Consider the following 24,226-nt stretch of genomic DNA (forward strand, 5'->3'; position numbering starts at 1 on the left):
ATGGTGAATTTTGCTACGCAAGTGAATGGTGAATTTTAGGTTGCAGGAAGTAGATATTAGGTGGCAGGTTGTAGGGATTATAGACTGTGCCAAAGGTTAAAACTAGGGAGCTTTTGATTTGGATTTTAAGTGGTATTGATATCAATGGTGAATTTTGCAACGCAAGTGAATGGTGAATAGCAGATTTTAGAGCCAAGAATCAAGAGCCAAGATTTTAGACATGAGACACAAGACATCGGACGATAATTTATTAGCTTAATTACTACCAACCAGCAACTCATGAACTAGCAACCAGCAACTCTTTAAAACCCTCTTTCACATTATTTTAAATATAATTTCATTCTTTCCTCATATTCGGGCTTTAATTTTAAAAGCTTCAGAATTTTCTTATCATCACGGTAGGTAGTCCGGTAGAATATAATTTTGTCAGCAGAATATTTGAAGTAGGGATGATCTTTCAGCCATTCTTCAGGAGCTTCTGTTAAAGTATATTTAGGAACATTTGAAACATCTAGCGGAGCAATAGAAAGTAATTTTTGAACCAAATCTTTATCAATATTATAAGTATCTAAAATTTGCTGTTTGTTGACAAAACCTCTCAGTTTTTTTCTAAAGCCAATCATTGATCCGGCACTTTTTTCATCCAGGCCAAATTCGAGTAACTGCTTGAATGTAATTGTATTTAAATCAATTTTTGAAAAGTCAGTTTCCTGTTTTTTGTCTACAGTAGGATTGAGTTTAATATATGGTTGTAATTCCTGAAATTTCTCTGAAGAGATTACAAAACATTTCTGAAGATCTTCCGGTGTCTTAAAACTTCCCCTAAGATTTCTGTCACGGTAATTGACAATCGTCTGAGCCTGTCTTTCCGAAAACCCTAAAACTTTCCATCCCTCTAAATCCGTTGTATTTGGATCAAAATTATGGTATTGAATTTTAGATTTTAAAGCATGACTTTTAGATGAATTTTTGAAATCATTAGGTTTTTTTGCCGGAAGCAGTACATAAGGTTCCAGCCTGCTGTAATTTTCAGAAGAGATGATAAAACATTCTTTAAATTTTTCCTTGCTGACAAAGCTTCCGCCTAAATAATTTTTATACTTTAAAATGGCTTCGGCCTGTTTTTCACTGAAACCTATTTTCATCCAGTCAGCAGCAGAAAAGCTATCCGGATTGAACTTTCGGGAGACGATGATCTCTTTCTTTTCGTAACCTTTAAATTTCCCGGAATAACGGTCTTTACCATTCTCAGGAAGCAGAAGATAAGACTCCAGCTCTGTGAACTTTTCAGGAGAAACGGCGTAGCATTTCTTAAATTGGGCTTTCGAGGTAAACTGACCTCCTACGATCTTTTTATAATTAAGAAGGGTAGCCACCTGTTTTTCAGAAAACCCTAAACGTTCCCACTGTTTTGCATCCAGTTCATTAGGATCAAAATCTGTCAGATTCAAAGGAACCGAGCTTTCTGTTATAAATCTAATCTCAGGAAATTTCTCTTTTCCCCTGCCGGTATAGTTCTGAAAGGCAAGAAGGACGATCATCAACGTTCCCATCAATGCCAGTTTCCGGTAATCATTTTTTCTCATCATTCCGTAAACTTATCAATAAAAACAAATCGGGGCAATGGAGTAAAGGATAATGCATCGTTTTGTACAACAAATACTTACAAATAGTTTTTAATTTACATTTGAATGCTTTTCAGGTAGAATGATTTGAAGAAATGAAGAAAATAATGGGGCGGTTGAAAAACAAAAGCATCCTTTAAAGATGCTTTTTATGATTTAATACTATTTATTCGGAATCTCGATCTGCGAGGGAAGCTTTCAGTTTCTGAAGCTCAGCCTTTATAAATTCAAGGCGGTCAATAATAGTCACCGTTTCAGAAATCTTGCTGTTGGTGGTCAGCGCGATTCTTGCGCCATCCAGTGTATAGCCTTTTTCCTTGACCAGATGATAGATCATTTGGAGGTTCTTAATATCTTCCGGAGTGAAGTAACGGTTCCCTTTCTTGTTCTTTTTAGGCTTAATGATAGGGAATTCCTGTTCCCAATACCGTATCAGTGAGGTGTTTACATCAAAAGCCTTTGCCACTTCTCCTATTGAATAATACAGTTTGTCAGGTAAATTTATCTTCATTGTATGAATCCTAAAAGCCAAAGATAAATATTTTTTAAACTCTGATGCAAATATGCACGTCTAAATCGTTATAACAGGAATTTTTTTTTTAAAATAACAGAAATGAAGTTTTATAACTAAAGTATTAATTTCTTTAATTATGTATTTTGTATGTATTTTTTTTATAAAATTCAAGATTATGATTAATTTGGGATTTTTTTTTGAGGATTTGATGGATAATTGTCATAAAATGAGCCTTTTATGTTATTATTTTTTCGTTAATTTGACTTACACTAAAAAATATTATTTTATGAAAAACTACTTCTTCCTTTCCATGGTGCTTCTTCCTTTTTTAGGAGCTGCGCAATGGACTAAAACTTCCGTGAGGACGCAGAAAGTCAAGGCTTCCCAGGAAAAGCTGGAATACTCGGCTTTGTATTCTTTAGATGCTAATCAACTTAAGCTTTCACTGAAAGGTGCTTCCGACCGTTTTTCCGGATCTAAAGGAGTGATTGTGTCACTTCCTACGGCAGGAGGTAAAATTGAAAAATTTCAGGTTTGGGAATCTTCCAATATGGATCCTGCTCTTCAGAAAAAATATCCGGATATCAAATCCTACGTAGGAACAGGGGTAGATGATCCTTCTGTATATCTGAGATTCAGTATGTCACCAGTAGGATTTTCATCCATGATTACCAGATCCGGTCTTTCCGAATTCATAGAACCTTATACTGAAGACAGAACCGTATATGCCGTTTTCGACTCTAATGCAAGAAGAGGTCAGGATAAAGAACCTTTTGAATGCTCCGTGATAGAGGGAGCAGAGAAAAGCGCTGCTGAAAAAAAAAACGAAAGTGTCAATAAGAAAACAGCAGGTTTTAATATTTTCAGACTGGCGTTATCCTGTACAGGAGAATATGCACAGTATCACTTAACAGCTGCGGGTACTCCCGCTACAGCTACAGATGCCGAAAAAAAAGCAGTGATTCTTGCTGCAATGAATGCATCACTGACAAGACTGAACAGTGTTTTTGAAAAAGACCTGTCCTTTCATTTTAACCTTATCGCCAATAATGAGACCATCATATTTTTAGATCCGGCTACAGATCCTTATACAAGTGGTGGCCCGAATGAAGCTCACGCTCAGATTTCTTCAAGGATTGCTCCTGAGGATTATGAGATGGGTCATTTAATAGATAAAAAAGGAGGAAACGGATCTGCCGGTGTAGGCGTTATCTGTAACAATAACTCAAAAGGAGCAGGATGGACTGCCCATAATTTTCCGGAAGGAGACAAGTTCGATATAGATTATGTAGCTCATGAAATGGGACATCAGCTGGGTGCAGGACACTCTTATACCTACAGATCTGCACAGGCGGATCAAAGAGTAGAGCCGGGAAGTGGAAGCACGATAATGGCGTACACAGGTATTACAACAGCTTCTGATGTTCAGTTTAATTCCAATGATTATTTTCATACCAATAGTGTTACCCAGATTAAAAATAAAATCAACAGTATTGTCTGTGGGGTCAATGCGCCTTTTGCAAATCCTGCTCCAGATGTTAATGCCGGTGCAGATTATACCATTCCTAAATCTACCCCATTTGTCCTAAAAGCAACCTCAGCAGATGCCAATACTGCTTCTTATACGTATACCTGGGAACAGGCAGATCAGGCTGCTGCTGCTCAGATCGGGGCAGGGGATATTTCAATAGCTTATCCTACAAAACCAACGGGACCTACTTTCAGATCTTTTACCCCAATAAGTTCTGCGGTAAGATATTTTCCTGATTTCAATAAAGTACTGGCAGGTGTTTTATCTACCCGTTGGGAATCGGTTTCAAGTGTGGCAAGAAGTCTTAATTTTGCAGCTACCGTAAGAAACAACAGTCCGGCACAGCCACAGGTTTCCAAAGATGCCACGGTGTTAACTGTGGATGCAGCATCCGGTCCTTTTCAGGTGACAGCCCCAATATTCGGGCAGTCATTAGCTTCAGGAGGAAACATTAATGTGAACTGGGATGTTGCCAATACCAATCAGGCTCCTGTAAGCACCGCTAATGTTAATATTAAACTATCTAAAGACGGTGGGCAGACCTTTACAACTATAGCGGCCAATACTGCCAATGACGGTAGTGAGCAGGTGACAATACCGGCGGGATCTATGTCTGCTAATGCTTATATTTTGGTAGAAGCAGTAGGGAATGTGTATTATGCAGTAAGCCCAAGTTTTGTGATCGATTATAACGTAACAGGCGAGACATGTAATACCTATACGTATAGCGGCCCGGCTGTGGCCATTACAGATGGTCCTGGCGGTACAGGTATCTCAGCACCTAGAATAAACATTCCTTTAATGGTCAACAATACGGGAACCATTACTAAAATAAAAGTGACACCGTCTGTTACCCATCCGAACATCAGTCAGCTGGCTATAGGAATTGAAAGTCCGGTCGGATCTTCAGCTCTTTTCTGGAACAGACAATGCTCCGGGCAGTCAGGAATTACAGCTTCATTCAGTGAGGCGGGGAGTGTGGTGGCTTGTGCATCACCTCTTGCGGGAGAAACGAAATCAAATGAATCTTTAGCGATATTTAAAGGACATAAAGCTCAGGGAGAATGGAAACTCTTTGCTACAGACAATAATGCAGGAAGTGCAGGAACAGTTACAGCATGGTCTCTGGAAGTATGTACAAGAGAAACCCAGACGCTGGGAACCCATGAGGTTTCTTCTCCATTGGCGGATGATATCAAAATTTATCCTAATCCAAGTGACGGTAATTTCTTCATTAAGTCTAGAAACTTAAAAGGAGAAGTGAAAGTAGGAATGTTTGATGCCAGCGGAAGAATAGTATTTTCATCTGCCTATCAGAGTGAAGGCAACAGCACAAAAGAGTTTAACGTTAATGTTCCGAAAGGAGTATATGTGATCAGCATCAATTCTTCAAAAGGAGCTTACAGTACAAAGCTTGTGATCAAATAACAGAATAATAATTTCTGAATGAAGGGCTGGTGAAAACCGGTCCTTTTTTTATGCCCATTTGCGTTGTCTCTCTTTTTGCAGTACTTTTATACAATAACTACCATCCGTCTATTATCAGAATGAATTCTATCTCTGTCCTTCATATCGAACTTTTCCAGTCCGGCAGGAATACTTCAGATTTTTATTTCAATACCATGAAAGAACATCTGGTGGTAGGTCACCGTCATATTGAAAAACCACACCGCCACGACTTTTACGCGGCTGTTCTCTTTACAAAAGGAAAAGGAACCCATGAGATCGATTTCCAGAAATACGAGGTGTCTGAAGGAAGTCTTTTCTTCCTGTCTCCGGGACAGATCCACAGCTGGGAACTTTCGGAAGATATTGACGGCTATATCTTTTTCTGCTCGCAGGAGTTTTATGAAATGCACTATGTAAGCCAGAAATTGAGGAATTTTCCCTTTTTCGGTTCTGTATCTTTTCCCCGCAAATTGCAGCTTGATGCTGGAGAATTGGTGAAAACGGACAGCTTATTTAAGGAACTTGGAAAAGAACATCAGTCTCAGTCCGTGATGAAGGAAGGATTTATTCTTTCCCTGATGTCACAGGTTTTCATCAATGCAACAAGACTGTTTTCGAAAGATATTGATATGCGTTCTTCTTCCGCCAGTCTTTCTTATTTTAAACATTATCAGGATTTCGAAAATCTGATAGAGCAGCATTTTACAGCTCAGAAATCAATATCTCACTATGCATCACTATTAGGAATTACTCCAAAACACCTGAACCGGATTGCACAGACCGTTGTTCAGAAGACAGCCACCGATGTTATTACCGAAAGGGTAGTTCTGGAAGCCAAAAGAATGCTGATGTATCTCGATGAAAGTCTCGTGGAAATTGCTTTCAGACTCGGATATGAAGAATATTCCTACTTTGTAAGAGTATTCCGGAAAAGCTCCGGAATGACTCCTACTCAGTTTATGAGAAAATACAAGGTTTAAAATGCTAGATATCAGATACAAGACATGTGCTCCCTCATCCTTTATCTCGCATCTCCAGTCTAAAATCTGACGTCTGAAATCTGAAATCTGAAATCTGACATCTATAGCAAAAGCTTAAACGGTCCCTCAAACGTTGTCTCAAATGAATCCAGCATTTCTCCTTTTTCATCAAATACCCCGATAACCATATTCTGTTTTGAGAATTTAATGTCTTCTTCCGGGAAGGTGATATTGATGTTTCCTTTCAGAATTTCATCCCCTTTCAGAATGATCTTTTCAGAACCGAAATATGTGATTTCTGCATGGGCCGGAGTCATTACTTTAATAGTCAGGGTCTTTTTCTCGTTGGATTTATTTAAAAGGGTATAAATAAAAGTATTGGTGATCTTACCGTCTTTAATAAAGAACGTAGAACCCGCCGGTTTAATAAATTTTGCCTCCATAGATCCTCGGTCATACATCAAGAAGCCTAAGAATCCGATGAGCAGGGCTAAAAATACCGTCGTCGCTTTCATTCTTGAAGTGAATTTGAAACTGTCTTGGTTTTCAATTTCTGCTTCTGTGGCATAGCGGACCAGTCCTTTTGGAAGTCCTACCTTCTCCATCACCTCATCACAGGCATCTATACAGGCTGTACAGTTCACGCATTCCAGCTGCTGTCCGTTTCTGATGTCAATACCGGTAGGGCAGACCACAACACACTGATGACAATCGATGCAGTCCCCTTTTCCTGCTGCTTTACGGTCTTCATTATTTCTCCATTTTGAACGGCCTTCTCCTCTTTTGAAATCATAATAGACATTGATCGTCTGCTTGTCGATCAACACGCCCTGAAGTCTTCCGTAAGGGCATACCAGTGTACAAACCTGCTCACGGAGCCACGCGAAAACAAAGTAGAACGTCATGGTGAAAAATATCATGGTAATGAATTTCAGGGGATGCTCCTGTGGTCCTTCATTCATAATACGGAATAATTCTTCGTATCCTACAATGTACATGAACATAACGTGAGCGATGATCAGCGAGATTAAAGCAAAAACGGACCATTTTAACAGCCTTTTTCTGATTTTTTCAGCATCCCATTCCTGTCTGTCCAGCTTCATCTGTTTGTTTCTGTCACCTTCGATCAGGTATTCAATTTTCCGGAACACCATTTCCATAAAAAGAGTCTGTGGACATAACCATCCGCAGAATATTCTTCCAAAAACCACGGTGAAAAGCATTACGAAGATCACGGAGGTTACGGCTCCCAGCGCCAGGATAAAGAAATCCTGAAGGTAAAACGGTTGTCCAAGGATAAAAAACCTTCTGTCGATCACATTGACCAGAAGAAAAGGATTGCCGTTGATCTTTACAAATGGCAGCCCGAAAAATATAGCAAGCATGACGTAGCTTGCATAATTCCTGTAGTTGGTATATTTTCCTTTTGGTTTTCGTGGAAAGACCCATTTTCTTTTGCCCGTTTCGTCCATGGTTCCCACCGAATTCCTAAACGTATCGTTTTCTATTTCTACAAATTGGCTGTTGCCTGATTCTGCACTCATTGCGGTACTTTTGTTAAGTTAAAAAAGTATTAAGGTGATATTTGAGATCGGATCAAGCTGGTTTTTCAGTCAGTTTTACAAAGGAAAAAGGAGTGTTGATCTTACCATGGCAAAGGTCCGCATAAAACTGTTTTTTAACTAATACCATCTGCTTCCAAAATAGGACAATTGAGACATTGTGCTTTGTCGTAGAGATGATTGTTCCCGAAAATTATTATATTTTTAGAAGTAGTTGAAATCCAGAGTTTTCAATTCTTTTTTTTCGTAGTTTAGCCCTACCCGGGGAAAGGCAGATTTACATTTCATTTTTTATGAAGTTTTCCACTTTGGCGGGTTTACTAAACAAGATTTCCGTGAAAAATAAAATTTCTATTGTATGCCTCCTGTTGTTCATTTGTTCAGCATTATCGGCTCAGATTCCAAATAAACTGACGCTTAATGAGAAAATCTATGGATTGTCTAAATTCTGGAGCGATGTGGAATACAATTTTGTCTATCTGTACAAAACGGATCAGCCCAAGTGGGATAAAGCTTATAGAGAAGCTATTGTAAGCATCCAGAAAACGGAAAACGATTACCAGTATTATAAAGAACTTAAAAAATTATGTGCTGTTTTAAAAGACGGACATACACAGGTTTATTTTCCGGAAGATATCGAAAATAAGATCATGGTTTCTATGTTTGGAGAATACAGGCTTTTTCTGATGAATGTACAGGGAAAGGTGTATGTGATCGGGACCAATAAAAGCAAAGAAAAAGAGATTCCGTTGGGAAGTGAGATCATAACAGTAAATGGGCTGTCTACAGCTGAATATCAGGATAAATTTGTTAAACCTTATATTTCCTCTTCTACCGTGAGTTATCTCAATTTTAAAGCAGGGGTGAATCTGTTAGAAGGAGTCAATGGAGACACTTACGACGTGGAAATCAAAACTCTAAAAGGAGATATCAGAAAACTGCATCTTACCCATTCAAAAACGGAGGAAACTGCTGTCAATCCTGAAGCGCTGCCCAATCAGTCGCTTTTTGAATTCAAATGGCTGAAAAATAATATTGCGTACGTAAAGATCAGCACCTTTGAGAACTCTTCCGTTGTGAAAGACTTCGAATCTAAGCTGTCTGAACTTAAGAATGCAAAAGGAATTATTCTGGATATCAGAAATAATGGCGGCGGCAGTTCTAAAAACTCAAAAAATATCGCAAAATATTTTGTCAAAGGAGATACCATTTATGGCGCGAAAAACTACAGCCGGAAGATCATTCCGACAGAAAGAGCTCTTGGTTCCTTTCTTACACCCAAAGATACGGTCGCTGGAAAAACTGAGTGGGGACTTTCAAAACAGGAAACCACTGATTTGTTTAAGGCCTATTCAGGGAGCAAGTTTCATGAATTTGAGTACAAACCTCAGGTGATAGAGCCTGTAGAAAAGCTGAACGTTCCTACTGTTGTGCTGACAAGTGTTTTAACAGCTTCAGCTGCAGAAGACTTTTTGATTTATCTCTATAATCAGAAAAATATAACCAGAATTGGTGACTATTCCAATGGAAGTACCGGTCAGCCTCTTCAGATAGAACTGCCGGGAAATGGCTCTGCCATTATATGTACCAAAAAAGTGACCCTGCCGGATGGTGAAGAATTTGTAGGAGTCGGGATTAAGCCGCATATTTTTGCAGAAAGAAACCTGAATGATACTTTATATCCTGTGAAGTTCGATTCTCAGCTCGAAGCTGGAATTAACTACTTAAAAAAAACTGTGAAAAACTAATGTAATTTTTACCGCTTAAACAAAGGGAATCTTATTTTACAAATTGTAAATTTGGAGGTCTTAAAGTTGAAGAATGAAAAATATATGCAGAATAAGTGTGATTGGTTTGGTTTTCGCATTGGTAAGCTGTCAATCAGTAAATTATAACAAAATGTTTTATGAAGATGTACAACCGGAGAAAGTGTCGGATCAATTCACTTTTACAGAAGGACCGTCTTCGGATCAACATGGAAATGTTTATTTCACTGACCAGCCTAATGACAAAATCTATTACTGGGACTGGAAAACCAATAAGGTCATAGAGTTTTTGGGAAAGACGGGCAGAGCCAACGGAACCCATTTCGATAAAGACGGAAACCTCATCACCTGTTCCGATGACCAGGGAGAAATCTGGAAAATTTCAAAAGATAAAAAAGTAGAAGTCATCCTGAAAGGTTTTGAAGGAAAAAGGTTCAACGGACCTAATGATGTCTGGAACGATGCGTCCGGCGGAATGTATTTTACAGATCCTTTATACAAAAGAGATTACTGGATAGATTTCAAGCAGGAAATTGCACATAAAAGTCTTTATTACAGAACGAAGGACGGAAAAACCATTAAGTTGGAAGCTTTTGTACAGCCCAACGGAATTGTGGGAAGTGAGATCTTTAAAAAACTTTATATTTCAGATATCGATGCCGGAAAAACCTATGTTTATGACATTCTTGGAGAAGGAAAGTTATCAGAAAGAAAGCTGTTCTGCGAGATGGGTTCAGACGGAATGACGCTGGATAAACATGGAAATCTCTATTTAACAGGAAAAGGAGTGCATATTTTTAACCGTCACGGAAAGAAACTGTACCATATTCCTATCGAAGAGGAATGGACTTCCAATGTCACTTTTGGGGGCGAAAATAATGATGTCTTATTCATCACTGCCTCAAAATCTGTATACACTCTACCCACGAGAGTAAGGGGAACCAGATAAATAACTTTTAAAATTAAACCATCCTTTAATTTAAGGATAATACAGAATAACTTAGTAAGACTGTCAGTGACAGTCTTTTTTTTGTACTTTAAACAGAGGTGATTTAAAATAGTTTTGAATTTTATTCTTGTTTATTCTTTAATTGATTAAAAATTATAAATGTATTTCTATTTATTGAGAATTATTTATGTTAATTATAAGAAATGTCAATAAACAGCATTGTATGTTGTTGATTTTGTGTGTTTTGTATTGTATTTTTTGCTTTTTTTGTAAAACATTTATAAGCATATAGAGATTTAAGTTTAATTGTGTATTTAAACCTTCGTAAAGAACTCTTTATATGAAAATTTTAACATAACACCTTCAAAATTATAGATATGAAATTTTACTTATTTATTGCATTGTCAATGATCCCGTTTTTAGGATCATCACAGTGGACAAGAACAGAACTGCGATCGCAGAAAGTCAAGAAATCACAGGAAAAACTGGAATTTTCAGCTTTGTATTCATTAAATGCAGATCAACTGAAACAGGCTTTACAAAAAGCTCCTGCACGTTTTGCCAATGCTAAGGGAGTTGTGGTTTCACTTCCAGTGGCTAACGGAAAACTGGAGAAATTTCAGGTTTGGGAGTTTTCTAATATGGCTCCTGAGCTTCAGGCTAAATATCCTGATATTAAATCTTATGTGGGAACCGGCGTGGAAGATCCATCTGTAGTTTTAAGATTCAGTCTTTCTCCGGTAGGGTTTTCATCTATGATTATCCGGTCCGGTGTTTCTGAATTTATAGAACCTTACACGGAAGACAGGACGGTATACGCTGTTTTTGACTCTAAAGCAAGAAGAGGTCACGATAAAGAACCTTTTGAATGCTCAGCAGCTGAAATGGCAGAAAAAAATCACGTAAATAACAGTGGTACAGTCAATAAAAAACTGGCAGGATTTAATGTCTTCAGAATGGCTTTATCCTGTACCGGAGAATATGCTCAATATCATTTGACGGCTGCAGGTACTCCCGGAACAGCCACAGATGCACAGAAAAAAGCAGTGATTCTAGCTGCTATGAACGCGTCCTTAACCAGAATGAATGGTGTTTTTGAAAAAGATCTTTCCGTTCATTTTAATTTAATTGCCAATAATGATGCGGTGATATTTCTCGACTCAGCAACAGATCCATATCCAGTGGACGCCGGTCCTGATGAAGCCAATGCCGGAATCATCACGGTACTGAGTGCCTCTGATTTTGACATGGGGCATTTATTGGATAAAAAAGATGCCAATGGAGCAGCTTATGGAGATGCGCTTTGCGGTTCTCAGCCGGGAAGAGGATGGACAGCCTGTAATTTTCCGGAAGGAGATACCTATGATATAGATTATGTAGCTCACGAAATGGGACATCAGATGGGTGCGGGGCATACCTATACTTCCCACACAGGTCAGGCTAACCAGAGAGTAGAGCCAGCCAGTGGAAGTACAATTATGGCGTACACAGGAATTATAGGAGGGAATTTAGATGTTCAGTTTAATTCCAATGATTATTACCATATCAACAGTATCAATCAGGTAAAGGCCAGAGTAGCTTCAATTTCTTGCGGTGTAAATACTCCGTTTACGAATCCTGCACCTGCCGCTACACTGGGAGGAAACTATACCATTCCAAAATCTACTCCCTTTGTACTGAAAGGAACAACTACAGATCCAGGCAGTGCTTCCTATACGTATACCATAGAACAGACAGATCAGGCTGCTACAGCGCAGATGGGAGCTAATTCCTTTGCGTACGCGGCGAAACCTTCAGGCCCTACCTTTAGATCTAAAACCCCTACCACTTCTCCGGTAAGATATTTCCCTGAATTTAATACGGTTTTGTCAGGAGTGCTTACGACTCGTTGGGAATCGGTTTCTGATGTAGGCAGAGTACTTAGCTTTAATATGTCTGTCAGAAACAATAATCCTGTACAACCGCAGGTTGGGCAGGCAACATCCGTTGTGACAGTAAATGCAGCGGCTGGGCCTTTTAAAGTGACCGCTCCTGCTTTCGGACAGTCATTGGCTTCGGGAGCATCATTTAATGTAACCTGGGATGTGGCAGCTACAAATGCAGCACCTATCAATACAGCCAATGTTAATATTAAATTATCTACAGACGGTGGCTTGACTTTTACCACCATTGCAGCCAATACAGCTAATGACGGAAGTGAGCAGGTGACAGTTCCTGCGGGATCTTCTTCAGCCAATGCTTTTGTTTTAATAGAAGCTGTAGGTAATGTTTATTATGCAGTGAGCCCAAGCTTTGTTATTGATTATTCAGTGACCGATGAGGCTTGTACAACCTATACTTACAGTGGAAGTCCTGTAGCCATTACAGACGGCCCGGGCGGCGGAAACATTTCTGCCCCAATCGTTACGGTTCCTTTAATGGTTAATAATACGGGAACGATCACAAAAATTAAAGTAACTCCAGCTATTACCCATCCAAACGTGAGGCATCTGTCTATAGGTATCGAAAGTCCTTTAGGATCTTCCGCTTTGGTTTGGAACCGCAGCTGTAATGGAAATTCAGGAATTACTGCCTCATTCAGTGATGCCGGAACTGCAGTGGCATGTGCTTCACCGGTTCAGGGTGAGACAAAATCTTATGAGACTTTAGCTATTTTTAAAGGACATAAAGCTCAGGGGCAATGGAAACTCTTTGCATCAGATAATAACCCGGGAAGTGCCGGAACTATTACAGGATGGTCTCTTGAGGTATGTACACAGCAGACAAAAACGCTGGGAACTAAGGAAACTTATTCTCCACTGGCAGATGATATCAGAATCTATCCTAATCCAAGTGATGGTAAGTTCTTCATTAAATCCAGAAATATAAAAGGAGAAATGAAAGTGACTGTGTTTGATTCTTCAGGCAGACTGATCTCTTCCGATGCTTACCAGAGCAATGGAGATTTCACCAAAGAGTTTAACTTAAATGTTTCTAAAGGTGTTTATATGATCAATATCAACTCGCCAAAAGGAGCATACAATCAAAAACTCATCGTTAAATAAATTTTTTTAGTAGTAGTATAACAACGAAGAGAGCCCGGTAAATTGCCGGACTCTCTTTTTATTTTTAATGGTTGGATTTGATTAATAAGCAACCTCCATTTTTACTTTTTTGCCTTTCAGTTTTTCAGCACTTAATTTCTTTAAAACAAAGCTTACTTTATTCCTGGAAACTGCTACATAAGAAGTCGTATCCTTCACTTCAATGATCCCGATATCTTCCTTCTGCAGTTCTCCTTTTTTGATAAGATAACCTACAATATCCACTTTATTGACTTTGTCTTTTTTTCCGGCACTGATGTAAATCGTCTGGAAAGGTGTTTTCTCAGGAACTTTATTAAAATCTTTTACACTTTCTTCAGGGGTATTGCTTTTAATGAACGGGAAGTTTTCATCTTCAGTCATGATCAGGTACGCAAAACCTTTTGCATTCATTCTGGCAGTACGTCCGTTTCTGTGGATGAAAGCATCTTCTTTCGGAGGAAGCTGATAATGAACGATAGATTCCACTTCTGGAACATCAAGACCTCGGGAAGCCAGATCCGTAGTGATTAATATTCTCGCAGAATCATTTCTGAATTTCAGAAGAGCACGTTCTCTCTCATCCTGTTCCATACCGCCATGGAAAGTTTCCCTGTCGATTCCTTTTTCAGCCAGAAGGTCAGAAATACGGTCTACAGCCTCACGGTGATTACAGAAAATCAGCGTTCTCTTATTTCCTATTTTACAGATTAAATTAAATAGCGTATCCAGTTTCTCTTCCGAAATAGTCATTACTTTTCTGAGCTGAATATCCGGTTTTACTTCGCTTAATTTTAGAAAATCAATGATCTTTTCATTTTTTAAACCTGTAAATTCTGGAATTTCATCCATTGTTGTTGCTGAGGTTAAAATTCTTTGCGAAAGTCCTCTCAGCGAACCTGAAATATATTCCATATCCTCATGAAAGCCCAGCTCCAAAGCTTTATCAAACTCATCTAAAACCAAAGTTTTAATCGTTTTAGGATCAAAATTGTTATTTCTTAAATGGTAAGTCACTCTTCCCGGAGTTCCGATTAAAACTGCTGGTGCTTCAATTAAATTATTGACCTCAATTTTTTTATCATGACCACCATAACACACTGACACTTTAAAATCTGTTCCCATTGATTTGAAAACCTGCTCAATCTGCAATGCCAGTTCCCTTGCCGGAACCAGGATCAAAGCCTGAATTCCCTGAACATCTTTTTTAAGGTTACGAAGAACCGGAAATAAAAATGCCAGCGTTTTCCCTGAACCTGTAGGAGATAGCAAAACAACATCCGTATTGTTTTCAGTAGTCTTATATGTAGATTTCTGCATCTGATTCATATCCTGAATCTGCAGTTTTTGATAAATTGATTCTAATTCCATTTTGCAAAGGTAGTAAATTTAGAGGGCAAGTTTGGAGTGGGGGAGTTTGAGCGTTTCAGGGTGGGAGAGTTTTTGAGTTTCGGGATACGAGATACGGGTTTGAGAGTTTGAGGGTGAGAGGGTTTGAGAGTGGGTAAAGTAAATGAGCTTGAAAGAAGTTTGTCAGTGGCTGTTTTTTTTAGTTGCTGGTTGTCAGTTGCTAGTTCGTAGTAATTAAGCCGATGGATAATCGTGCTTGATATCTATTATCTGGCATCTTTTTTTCTTAGCTCTTCACTAAAATCAAAGGACCATAATTTCAACCTTCGGCACGGTCCCTAATCCCTAAAACCTGCCACCTAATATCTGCCATCTACTTCAACCTACTCAACATCTCTTTCCCTCTCACTAAAGTAACAGGATAAGCTTCAGCCGTATTGGAAATGGCTTTTTCGTAAAAATCTTTGGCGGCTATGGTATTTCCCTGGGTAAAATTGATGAAACCTGATATCTCGTACATGAAATTTCGGAGCTTGAGATCTTTGTCTTCTTTGTCTGAGAGGTATTTTAGAAGTTTTTCGGCGGAGGTAAGACGGGCATCTTTGTAAGGCTTGATGTCATATCCATCAGGTTTGCTGAACCAGTAATCCCACATAGCGCCACTATTGTGTTCGTTCCATGAATATTTAACCAGTTGCAAAGCTACTTCAAGAAGGGCAGGATCAAGATTTTTATTTTTCGGATCCTGTTTTTCGCTTTCCGCAATATAATGGTCGATGGTGATGTCTGCGCCTTTCTCCTGTATTTCCTGAAAAATAGATTCTTTAAGGTATAAGGAATGGTTTTTGGAGAAATTTTCATAAGCAAATGACGAAGGAAAATGATCTGCCAGGTTTTCTATACGGTAGCCTTTTTTAAGTTCAGATTTTAAATCAATCTTATAAACGGTATTGTAATCGTGAAAAAGATACACGTAGATGATTCCTTTTTTTAAATCGCAGATGGTAGAATATAAAGTGTTCAATTCGCCTTCCTGATGGGTCTTGTCTAAAATGGTTTTTAGAAACCCAATATTGTTTTCCTTGGAAGCGGCAAGCATTTCATTGGCGATGTCCGGTCTTCTGCATGAAAGTTTTCCATTGATCATATTGCAGTTGGAATTCACCTGGAAATTACCGGTCTTTTCTGTGATTTTTCCGGGAGTGATCACAACAGAATTTCCTTCTTTATCCGCCAGCAGAACTTTGGCAGAGATGGCATAGTCATATTTCTTTAAATAGACCATGGCTTCTTTTACGGTTTTGCATTTTCCTAAAATTTCCCACATCAGATCTCCTTTGTAAGGATTTTGCAGATTCAGCTTACTCAGGTCGTAATTGGCTGCTGCAAAATCATAGAACAGGCCGTATTCATTCATGGCAGCGGCGGTCTGCATATCCGGAGCTCCGAAGCTGATGGATCCGTAGCGGTCTTTGGTAGCAGGATTATACCATATTCTTGTGAAAGGAGTCATGTCATCTTCATTGGCCGCAGCGAATGTTTCTCCACCTCTTGAGCATGAAAATATGGTACAGGCTTTTGCTGTGTTCATACCGGACGAAATCAGGCTGATAAAAATGAAAAGGAAATATTTATACATTGGTTAGTTTTTAGGAATGTTGGTGTTTTGATTGCAAAAAGATGATTTTGTTAAAGTTTTTTTGAAAAATATATTTATCTGAGTGTGGGATAAGGAGCCAAGAACCAAGATGCTAGACGTCAGACATCAGACATCAGATTTCAGACTTTAACTTTAGACGGAAGTAAAGATTGAGAGGGATTAAAAAGAAGATTTGTATTTTCAACACTACAACACTACAACACTACAACACTACAACACTACAACACTACAACACGAATCACAGATAAATTCCATTGTTAATATAAAATAAAATTCATATCTTTGCACCCACTTTTGTGTGAAAGGTTTGAAAAGGTAAAATATTAAAAATTAATTACTTCCGTATTTTTTAGATCCACATTTATTCAGACCATTAAAAAAGAAGGAATACAAATTTTATTAGAAAATGTCAAAAGAGACAAATTCAGCAGAGGTTTTATTAAACCAAAACGTAGCACCAGAACAATTTGATTGGGATTCATTCGAATCAGGTCTTGATGCAGATGCGAGAAAAGAAAAAAGCGATTTAGAAGAAATCTATAACGGATCTCTTAGCAGCTTGAACGATAACGACGTTATCACTGGTAAAGTTGTAAGATTAACGGATAAAGAAGCTATCGTTGATATCGATTTCAAATCTGAAGGTGTTATTTCTCTTAACGAATTCCGTTACAACCCAGGCCTGAAAGTAGGTGATGATGTGGAAGTAATGGTAGACAGAAGAGAAGACAAAACTGGACAATTACAGTTATCTCACAGAAAAGCTAGAACGCTTAAAGCTTGGGATAGAGTAAACGAACTTCACGAAACTGGAGAAATCGTTAACGGTTTTGTTAAGTCTAGAACTAAAGGAGGTATGATCGTTGACGTACACGGAATCGAAGCATTCTTACCAGGTTCTCAGATTGATGTTAAGCCAATCAAAGATTACGATCAGTTCGTAGGTAAAACTATGGAGTTCAAAGTTGTGAAAATCAACCCTGAGTTCAAAAACGTAGTAGTATCTCACAAAGCATTGATCGAAGCAGATATCGAAGGTCAGAAAAAAGAAATCATCGCTCAGCTTGAAAAAGGTCAGGTTCTTGAAGGTACTGTTAAGAATATTACTTCTTACGGTGTATTCATTGACTTAGGAGGTGTAGATGGATTGATCCACATTACAGACCTTTCTTGGTCTAGAGTGAACCACCCATCTGAAATTCTTGAGGACGGACAGACTGTGAAAGTTGTTATCCTTGATTTCGATGATGAGAAAACAAGAATCCAGTTAGGTATGAAGCAATTAGAAGCTCATCCTTGGGATGCTCTTTCTGCTGACATGAAAGTTGGAGATAAAGTAAAAGGAAAAGTAGTAGTTCTTGCTGACTATGGTGCATTCGTAGAAATCGCTCCAGGTGTAGAAGGATTGATCCACGTTTCTGAAATGTCTTGGTCTACTCACTTAAGATCTGCAGGAGACTTCGTGAAGGTAGGTGATGAAGTAGAAGCTGAAGTATTAACACTAGACAGAGAAGAAAGAAAAATTTCTCTTGGTATCAAGCAGTTATCTAAAGATCCATGGGAAAATATCGAAGCTAAGTATCCGGTAGGATCTCAGCATGTAGGAACTGTAAGAAACTTCACTAACTTTGGTGTATTCGTAGAGTTAGAAGAAGGTATCGACGGATTAATCTACATCTCTGATCTTTCTTGGACTAAGAAAATCAAGCACCCATCTGAGTTCTGTGCAGTAGGTGATAAATTAAACGTTATCGTTCTTGAATTAGACATCCAGGCTAGAAGATTATCTCTAGGTCACAAGCAGTTAACTGAAAACCCTTGGGATAAATTCGAAACGAAATATGCTGAAGGTACTATCCACGCTGGTAAGGCTGTAGAAGTTCACGATAAAGGAGCTTCTGTACAGTTCGAAGACGTAGAAGTTGAAGCTTTCTGCCCATCAAGATTATTAGAGAAAGAAGATGGATCTAAAATCAAGAAAGGTGAAGATGCTCAGTTCAAAGTAATCGAATTCAACAAAGAGTTCAAAAGAGTAGTAGTTTCTCATACTGGAATCTTCAGAGACGAAGAGAAGAAAAATATGAAAGACTCTTCTTCTAGAAACGTATCTTCTTCTTCAAACAACGAAGAAAGATCAACTCTTGGAGATATCGATGCATTAGCAGAATTGAAAAGAAAAATGGAAGAAGGTAAATAATCCTTAATCTATTTGAATATATGAAGCCGCTCGTAAGAGCGGCTTTTTTTTTTGTTTCTATGAGCAATCAGGATGTACGGCGTAAGATCTTGATTTTATGATGGTTGAAATTTATTTATTTGTTAATGTTTTTACTTTTTTGGTGTAATTTGATTGTAAATTATTTTAATTTACTTGATTATTATTAAATTATTTCATCAAATAGGGAAAAAATATTATTTTTAGCCAACTAAATTTAAACAATAACCATGAAAAGAACATTCTTATTTTTATTCATGACATTCATGATGTCATGGAGTGGACTTAAAGCACAAGGTCTTGATTACATTATCATGCTGGATAACGGAAGCTCCATCACCGCAGATGAATACGCTAATATGAAGCGGGGTGCCATTAAGCTGATGGAAGAGCTTTTGGCCTGTAATAACAAAAGCAGAGTAGCTGTTGTACAGTATGGAACAGGAAAGTATGGGGATACCAGTGGGACTTATAAGCCCATGATTTATATCGAATCCGATTTTACCAGCGATCAGTTTGTCGCCCAGAATTTTGAAAGACGTCTGGATTTTGGAGATCTTTTTAATGAATCATTAGGAATGATTGGTGATGCACTTGACGGAAATCCCAATGCTAATATTGTAAGTCCTCAGACAACCTTAGGCCTGGTGAGTGATCTTAGAGTGGTTGTATTTACTGATGCAATGAGAAATCTGGGCAATGCACTTACAGGCACTTATCTTGTGAATTCTGGCAGTCCGGGCTATGGTACTACTGCAGCATTTGTGAATGAACTGAAGTTCAAATACAACAGGGGTGCAAGGTTTACAATGATTCACACCAGTCCAGTGATGTCAGCAATCAGGGCTGGTGCAGCTATTGCCTCATATGGTGCGGGATCATATTCCGGACCGGTAGAACCTGTTCAGGGAGATCCTAATATTAACGTAACTCCAAGATTATATTTTAACAGGCCTAATGGATTTCAAGTTTTCCCTGGTGAAATAGACTACTGGAGAGATCTGGCACAAAATATATGCGAGACAAATGGTATGGGAACTGTAGATTTCAGATACGAGCCGGGAGAATGTATAGGATATACACAGGGTGTTGGCGGATATCATCATCTTCCGGCCGGGGCTACCTTATTAAATTTGAAGCTGGAACTGGTAGGCTTACAGTCGGGAACGGTTTTTCCTGTGCCGTTTAATCCTTCATTCGGGCCTGGCAACTATTTTGTCTATTATCCACTACCTTCAGACTTTGATGCTGCTGTAAATGGTGGAGCAACTGGAATTCAGAAATTCAAAGTAACAATGGAATACTCTTATAACGGTCAGACTGAAGTAGCCTATGCATGGAACAATTATCCGTTTTTTGATTATGACATTAACATGGATTGCCCGGTATTAAAGACAGCAAAACCATCAGAAGAAAAGATGTTCAAGCTTACTCCTAACCCTACTGATGGATTATTTAAAGTAATTCTGAATAAGGAACTTAAGTCAGGAAAGCTTGAGATCAGAGACTTGAGTGGAAATGCAGTGTACAATAAAATAGTGCGTAATCAAAAAGAAATAGACATTGATATCAGTTCCCGAAAAGAAGGGGTTTATATGGTTAATGTCACCAATGATAAGAACGAAATCTATTCAGAAAAAATAATTAAAAAATAAAAAATTAAGCTGTCTTTCAAGGCAGCTTTTTTTGTATAGCCTGCTATCACTTAATTGTAGAATTAATAAAAATCCCGGTGGTGAGATTATTTTTCTTAAAACATTTTATTTTTTAAAATAATTTATTAAAAAATAACGTTAATTGTGAATTATTTGTAAATTAGCGCCTTTATTAGTAAAAATGAAAAAGATAACTCTACCTCTTTTATTTGCTGCATTCGCAGTATTTCCTTCTACTTTATTTTCACAAGATAACGAGAAGCTAGTTAAGGATTATATTTCTCAAAACAAGATCAGAGAATATAAAAAGAACGATCTTACCAACTTCGTCATTGACAATATTGATGCATCAAAGTCAATGAACGGAAATGTTGTAAAGTTCCAGCAGACTTACAATGGAATGCCGGTTTATGGTTCCACAGGAACGGTGTTAGTTAAAGATAATAAAGTCGTTTATTATTCCGATAACTTTCTGAAAGATTATAAAGTATCTACTTCTGCTGCTGCAACGATCACAAAAGAAGCCGCGCTACAGAAGATAGCTGCTGATTTAGGGGCTGAGAATGTTTCGGAACTGCCGATTATGGCATTCTTCGAAAAAGGAGCTAATAAACATACTGCAGCGAAACAGAGACTGGTATATACTACAGATGATAACCAGAATCTTAGACTTGCCTATGAATACATCTTACATGAACCCAAAACAACAAATCACTGGAATATCCTCGTTGATGCCAATTCAGGTAAAATTTTAAGCAAACTGAATTTAAACCTTTCATGTAATTTCCATGATGGAGCCTTTGCTCATGACGAAAATACAATGGCATCATTGCCACAGGTTGAAACTGCCTACCGTTTCAATACAAATAACCTCGTTACTTTGGCACCGGATAATGCCTCTTATAACATTTTCCCTTTGCCGGTAGAAGCACCGACATTCGGATCGAGAGCTATAGTGAACAATCCATGGATTCTTGCTTCCTCACCGGAAGGATGGCATTCTAATGTAACCACTCATTACACCACCACAAGAGGGAATAATGTGTATGCTTACGATGATAAAGATGCCAATGAACAGACCTTCGGGGTTTCTCCGGATGGAGGAGCAACAAGAAATTTCAATTTTGCATACGACGCGAACGCTTTTACCTATCTTAATTTATCGGCAGCGACGACTAACTTGTTTTATATCAGTAATATGATGCACGATGTTTTCTACAAATTCGGATTTACTGAATCTGCAAGAAACTTCCAGAGCAATAATTTTGGTAACGGAGGTCTGGACGATGATGAGGTTTTTGCACAGTCACAAGATGGAGGAGGTTTTAATAATGCCAATTTTGCCCCTTATCCGGATAATTACAACCCGGTAATGCAGATGTATCTTTGGTTGGGTTCAAACCGTAAATTATTCTACAAAGCACCATCTGATGCAGTGGGCCGTGTTGTGAATGCGGGAGTTGCTCAGTTTGGACCTACATTAAATGATATTGGTATAACAGGAGATGTTAAACTGGCCAGTGTTATTGATGGCTGTACAGCATTAACTGCAGGAGAATTGGCAGGAAAAATTGGTCTTGTTGAAAGAGGTGGAACATGTGGTTTCTCTGTAAAAGTGAAAAATGCACAAAATGCAGGAGCTATTGGTGCCATTATTTATAACAATGCTGCCAATGGGGCTACGTTAGGAAATATGGGGGGTACCGATGCTACTGTTACCATACCTTCGATATTAATTACTAATGCTGAAGGTGAATATATTAAAGGAAAATTAGCTACGTCTACAACCGTAAATGTTGATTTGAGAGCAGATACAAAATATGACGGTAGCTTTGATAACGGAATCGTTGCTCATGAATACGGTCACGGAATCTCCAACAGATTGACAGGAACAGGATATAACTGTTTAAATTCAAATGCTGATAAAGAGCAGATGGGTGAAGGATGGTCAGATTTCTTTGCACTGATGCTGACCAACAGACCGGGAGACAACGCTACAGTAGCCAGAGCAATCGGAACATATGCCAGCGGACAGACCACTGCAGGTTCAGGGATCAGACCGGCTAAATATTCACCGGATTTCGCTGTGAATAACTATACTTACGGAAGAACAAATGGAATGGAATACAACAACGGATCAGCTATTGTTCCGGATGTTCACTCCATCGGATTTATCTGGGCAACCATGCTTTGGGATCTTAACTGGAAATATGTTGAGAAATACGGATATGCATCTGACGTAACTGCTAATGCTAACAGCGGAAGTGCAAGAGTACTTCAGTTGGTGACGGATGCATTGAAACTTCAGACATGTAATCCAACATTTATCGACGGAAGAAATGCAATCCTTCAGGCTGAATTGGCAACAACAGGAGGTGTAGACAAATGTATGATCTGGAGAGTTTTTGCTAAAAGAGGTTTAGGATCACTGGCTACTGCCGGATCTTCGACGAATATCAATGACCAGACAGAGAGCTTTACCCTTCCGGAAGGATGTTCTGCATTGTCAACAGAAGAAGTAAAAGCAGCTAAAAACACCATCTCTATCTACCCGAATCCTGCTAAAGATGAATTCTATATTAACTTCCCAAGCAGTACCATAGGAAAAGTAAGCCTTGAGATTTATGATATGTCAGGAAAACTGGTTTCTTCAGAAGATAAGATTTCACCGGTTGCCAGAAAAGCAGTTTCTACTAATGGCTTGATCAACGGAACCTATATGGTGAAGGTACAAGGTCTTGGTTTTGAAGCTACATCTAAAGTAATCGTTAAGAAATAATTACTCCATAAATCAATTTTTTGAGAATCGCCGCAAGCTTGCTTGCGGCGATTTTATTTATCTATCATAATGAGGTTTCAGGGTATTTCAATTATTATGTTGTAACTTTGCAGGCTGTAAAAAAAATTATGAAGAAGAAAAATATACTCAAGGGAGTTTTATTCGTAGGGATCGGGGCCAGTATATACGGAATGCTGGCAACATTTGTGAAAATGGCTTACCATGACGGTTTTACCACTTCTGAAGTGACCACTGCTCAGTTTGTGATGGGGCTGGTAGGGCTTCTGTTCCTGAATTTTATGCAGACCATCACATCCAAGCAGAAACTATCATCACCGAGTGCTAAAGAAGTAAGAATGCTGATGATCGCCGGAACGTCTTTAGGCTGTACAAGTCTGTTCTATTATATCGCGGTTCAGTATATTAATGTTTCCATAGCGATTGTGTTACTGATGCAGTCCGTTTGGTTCAGTGTTGTGGTGGAAAGTATTATTGCAAAGAAATTGCCTAATGCAAGAAAAGTGGTTTCCGTGATTATTGTACTGGTAGGAACTATTCTAGCAACAAACCTCATCAATATGGACATCGAGCTCGACTGGCATGGGGTTTTCTGGGGCTTAATGGCTGCGGCATCATATACCATGACCATGTTTACTTCCAATACGCTGGCTACACATCTTCCGGTATTCAGAAAAAGTATCATCATGCTTTCCGGTGGAGCAATTGTGATATTTGGATTCCTGTTTTTTGCCCAGATAGGACCGATGTATTTTGATGGATTAAAATCATTATACCTTAATTTTACTGAAAATACAGAGCATATTCACTCTTTCAATTATTCTATTTTCTGGACCTATGGATTTGTTCTGGCTTTGTTCGGAACCATTGTGCCGCCTATCTTATTCAATGTAGGTTTCCCGAATGCGGGGCTTGGCCTGGGAAGTATTGTTTCATCACTTGAACTTCCGGTATCGGTGACGATGGCTTTCGTTTTATTAGGTGAGAAAGTCTTGCTGGTTCAGTGGGGCGGGATTATTCTGATCCTTTTTGCGATTGTCCTGATGAACCTTCCCGCAAAAAAAGAATTGAAGACTATTGAAGTAGCTTAAAAAAATAATCAATTAAATAG

14 protein-coding genes are annotated in these 24,226 nt (G+C 38.6%); 9 read left to right on the forward strand and 5 right to left on the reverse strand.

Translation table 11 applies throughout. The features are described from left to right. Window positions 1-320: 320 nt before the first annotated feature. Together BUA72_RS10685 and BUA72_RS10690 are read right to left on the reverse strand one after the other, a co-directional pair. Window positions 321-1,586, reverse strand: a complete 1,266-nt coding sequence (locus tag BUA72_RS10685; RefSeq protein WP_072922902.1) for a ComEA family DNA-binding protein — start codon at window positions 1,584-1,586, stop codon at window positions 321-323. Between the two features lie 205 nt (window positions 1,587-1,791). Next, window positions 1,792-2,136, reverse strand: a complete 345-nt coding sequence (locus tag BUA72_RS10690; RefSeq protein ID WP_034704939.1) for a MerR family transcriptional regulator — start codon at window positions 2,134-2,136, stop codon at window positions 1,792-1,794. Window positions 2,137-2,425: 289 nt separating this feature from the next. On the opposite strand from BUA72_RS10690, the gene BUA72_RS10695 reads away from it, so the two are divergent. Next, entirely contained in the window at window positions 2,426-5,098 is a 2,673-nt protein-coding gene (locus BUA72_RS10695) for a reprolysin-like metallopeptidase (RefSeq protein ID WP_175548883.1), read from the forward strand. Between the two features lie 50 nt (window positions 5,099-5,148). Beyond that, complete coding sequence (locus tag BUA72_RS10700) at window positions 5,149-6,099, forward strand: AraC family transcriptional regulator (protein WP_228407862.1); 951 nt, start codon at window positions 5,149-5,151, stop codon at window positions 6,097-6,099. Between the two features lie 101 nt (window positions 6,100-6,200). On the opposite strand, the gene ccoG is transcribed toward BUA72_RS10700, so the two are convergent. Further along, window positions 6,201-7,643: a cytochrome c oxidase accessory protein CcoG gene (gene ccoG / locus BUA72_RS10705; RefSeq protein WP_047448534.1), complete on the reverse strand. Its 1,443-nt coding sequence runs from the start codon at window positions 7,641-7,643 to the stop codon at window positions 6,201-6,203. 353 nt (window positions 7,644-7,996) lie between these two features. On the opposite strand from ccoG, the gene BUA72_RS10710 reads away from it, so the two are divergent. The 3 genes from BUA72_RS10710 to BUA72_RS10720 all read left to right on the forward strand — a co-directional run bounded on the left by BUA72_RS10710 (window position 7,997) and on the right by BUA72_RS10720 (window position 13,420). Then, window positions 7,997-9,409 carry a S41 family peptidase gene (locus BUA72_RS10710; RefSeq protein WP_175548884.1) on the forward strand — a complete coding sequence of 471 codons (1,413 nt, stop codon included), beginning with the start codon at window positions 7,997-7,999 and terminating at the stop codon, window positions 9,407-9,409. A 73-nt stretch (window positions 9,410-9,482) separates the two neighbouring features. Continuing rightward, the gene (locus BUA72_RS10715) at window positions 9,483-10,376 is read left to right on the forward strand and encodes an SMP-30/gluconolactonase/LRE family protein (RefSeq protein WP_047448532.1); all 894 of its coding nucleotides are present in this window, start codon (window positions 9,483-9,485) and stop codon (window positions 10,374-10,376) included. 377 nt (window positions 10,377-10,753) lie between these two features. Then, window positions 10,754-13,420 carry a zinc-dependent metalloprotease gene (locus tag BUA72_RS10720; protein WP_083544183.1) on the forward strand — a complete coding sequence of 889 codons (2,667 nt, stop codon included), beginning with the start codon at window positions 10,754-10,756 and terminating at the stop codon, window positions 13,418-13,420. An 81-nt stretch (window positions 13,421-13,501) separates the two neighbouring features. Here BUA72_RS10720 and BUA72_RS10725 read toward each other — a convergent pair whose 3' ends face one another. Then, complete coding sequence (locus tag BUA72_RS10725; protein WP_072922906.1) at window positions 13,502-14,809, reverse strand: DEAD/DEAH box helicase; 1,308 nt, start codon at window positions 14,807-14,809, stop codon at window positions 13,502-13,504. 352 nt (window positions 14,810-15,161) lie between these two features. After that, the gene (locus tag BUA72_RS10730) at window positions 15,162-16,427 is read right to left on the reverse strand and encodes a C45 family peptidase (protein WP_072922907.1); all 1,266 of its coding nucleotides are present in this window, start codon (window positions 16,425-16,427) and stop codon (window positions 15,162-15,164) included. Between the two features lie 427 nt (window positions 16,428-16,854). Here BUA72_RS10730 and rpsA point away from each other — a divergent pair, with 427 nt between their 5' ends. The 4 genes from rpsA to BUA72_RS10750 all read left to right on the forward strand — a co-directional run bounded on the left by rpsA (window position 16,855) and on the right by BUA72_RS10750 (window position 24,206). Continuing rightward, window positions 16,855-18,645 (forward strand): 30S ribosomal protein S1, encoded by a 1,791-nt coding sequence (rpsA, locus tag BUA72_RS10735; protein WP_034726429.1) that lies wholly within the window; start codon window positions 16,855-16,857, stop codon window positions 18,643-18,645. Between the two features lie 248 nt (window positions 18,646-18,893). Further along, on the forward strand, window positions 18,894-20,318 hold the full coding sequence (locus tag BUA72_RS10740) for a T9SS type A sorting domain-containing protein (RefSeq protein WP_072922908.1): 1,425 nt from the start codon (window positions 18,894-18,896) through the stop codon (window positions 20,316-20,318). A 181-nt stretch (window positions 20,319-20,499) separates the two neighbouring features. Further along, a complete protein-coding gene (locus tag BUA72_RS10745) occupies window positions 20,500-23,097 on the forward strand; it encodes a T9SS-dependent M36 family metallopeptidase (RefSeq protein WP_072922909.1) in 2,598 nt (865 codons plus the stop codon). 128 nt (window positions 23,098-23,225) lie between these two features. Continuing rightward, window positions 23,226-24,206 (forward strand): EamA family transporter, encoded by a 981-nt coding sequence (locus BUA72_RS10750; protein WP_047449114.1) that lies wholly within the window; start codon window positions 23,226-23,228, stop codon window positions 24,204-24,206. Window positions 24,207-24,226: the final 20 nt, after the last annotated feature.

The organism is Chryseobacterium sp. OV279 (assembly GCF_900128945.1).
Lineage (GTDB): Bacteria > Bacteroidota > Bacteroidia > Flavobacteriales > Weeksellaceae > Chryseobacterium.

What these genes read in the sequence shown, in the direction of transcription:
- BUA72_RS10750 (WP_047449114.1), top strand. Translation starts at nt 23,226, where the DNA reads ATGAAGAAGAAAAATATACTCAAGGGAGTTTTATTCGTAGGGATCGGG.
- BUA72_RS10745 (WP_072922909.1), top strand. Translation starts at nt 20,500, where the DNA reads ATGAAAAAGATAACTCTACCTCTTTTATTTGCTGCATTCGCAGTATTT.
- BUA72_RS10725 (WP_072922906.1), bottom strand. Translation starts at nt 14,809, where the DNA reads ATGGAATTAGAATCAATTTATCAAAAACTGCAGATTCAGGATATGAAT.
- ccoG (WP_047448534.1), bottom strand. Translation starts at nt 7,643, where the DNA reads ATGAGTGCAGAATCAGGCAACAGCCAATTTGTAGAAATAGAAAACGAT.
- BUA72_RS10720 (WP_083544183.1), top strand. Translation starts at nt 10,754, where the DNA reads ATGAAATTTTACTTATTTATTGCATTGTCAATGATCCCGTTTTTAGGA.
- BUA72_RS10685 (WP_072922902.1), bottom strand. Translation starts at nt 1,586, where the DNA reads ATGAGAAAAAATGATTACCGGAAACTGGCATTGATGGGAACGTTGATG.
- BUA72_RS10730 (WP_072922907.1), bottom strand. Translation starts at nt 16,427, where the DNA reads ATGTATAAATATTTCCTTTTCATTTTTATCAGCCTGATTTCGTCCGGT.
- rpsA (WP_034726429.1), top strand. Translation starts at nt 16,855, where the DNA reads ATGTCAAAAGAGACAAATTCAGCAGAGGTTTTATTAAACCAAAACGTA.
- BUA72_RS10690 (WP_034704939.1), bottom strand. Translation starts at nt 2,136, where the DNA reads ATGAAGATAAATTTACCTGACAAACTGTATTATTCAATAGGAGAAGTG.
- BUA72_RS10695 (WP_175548883.1), top strand. Translation starts at nt 2,426, where the DNA reads ATGAAAAACTACTTCTTCCTTTCCATGGTGCTTCTTCCTTTTTTAGGA.
- BUA72_RS10740 (WP_072922908.1), top strand. Translation starts at nt 18,894, where the DNA reads ATGAAAAGAACATTCTTATTTTTATTCATGACATTCATGATGTCATGG.
- BUA72_RS10715 (WP_047448532.1), top strand. Translation starts at nt 9,483, where the DNA reads ATGAAAAATATATGCAGAATAAGTGTGATTGGTTTGGTTTTCGCATTG.
- BUA72_RS10700 (WP_228407862.1), top strand. Translation starts at nt 5,149, where the DNA reads ATGCCCATTTGCGTTGTCTCTCTTTTTGCAGTACTTTTATACAATAAC.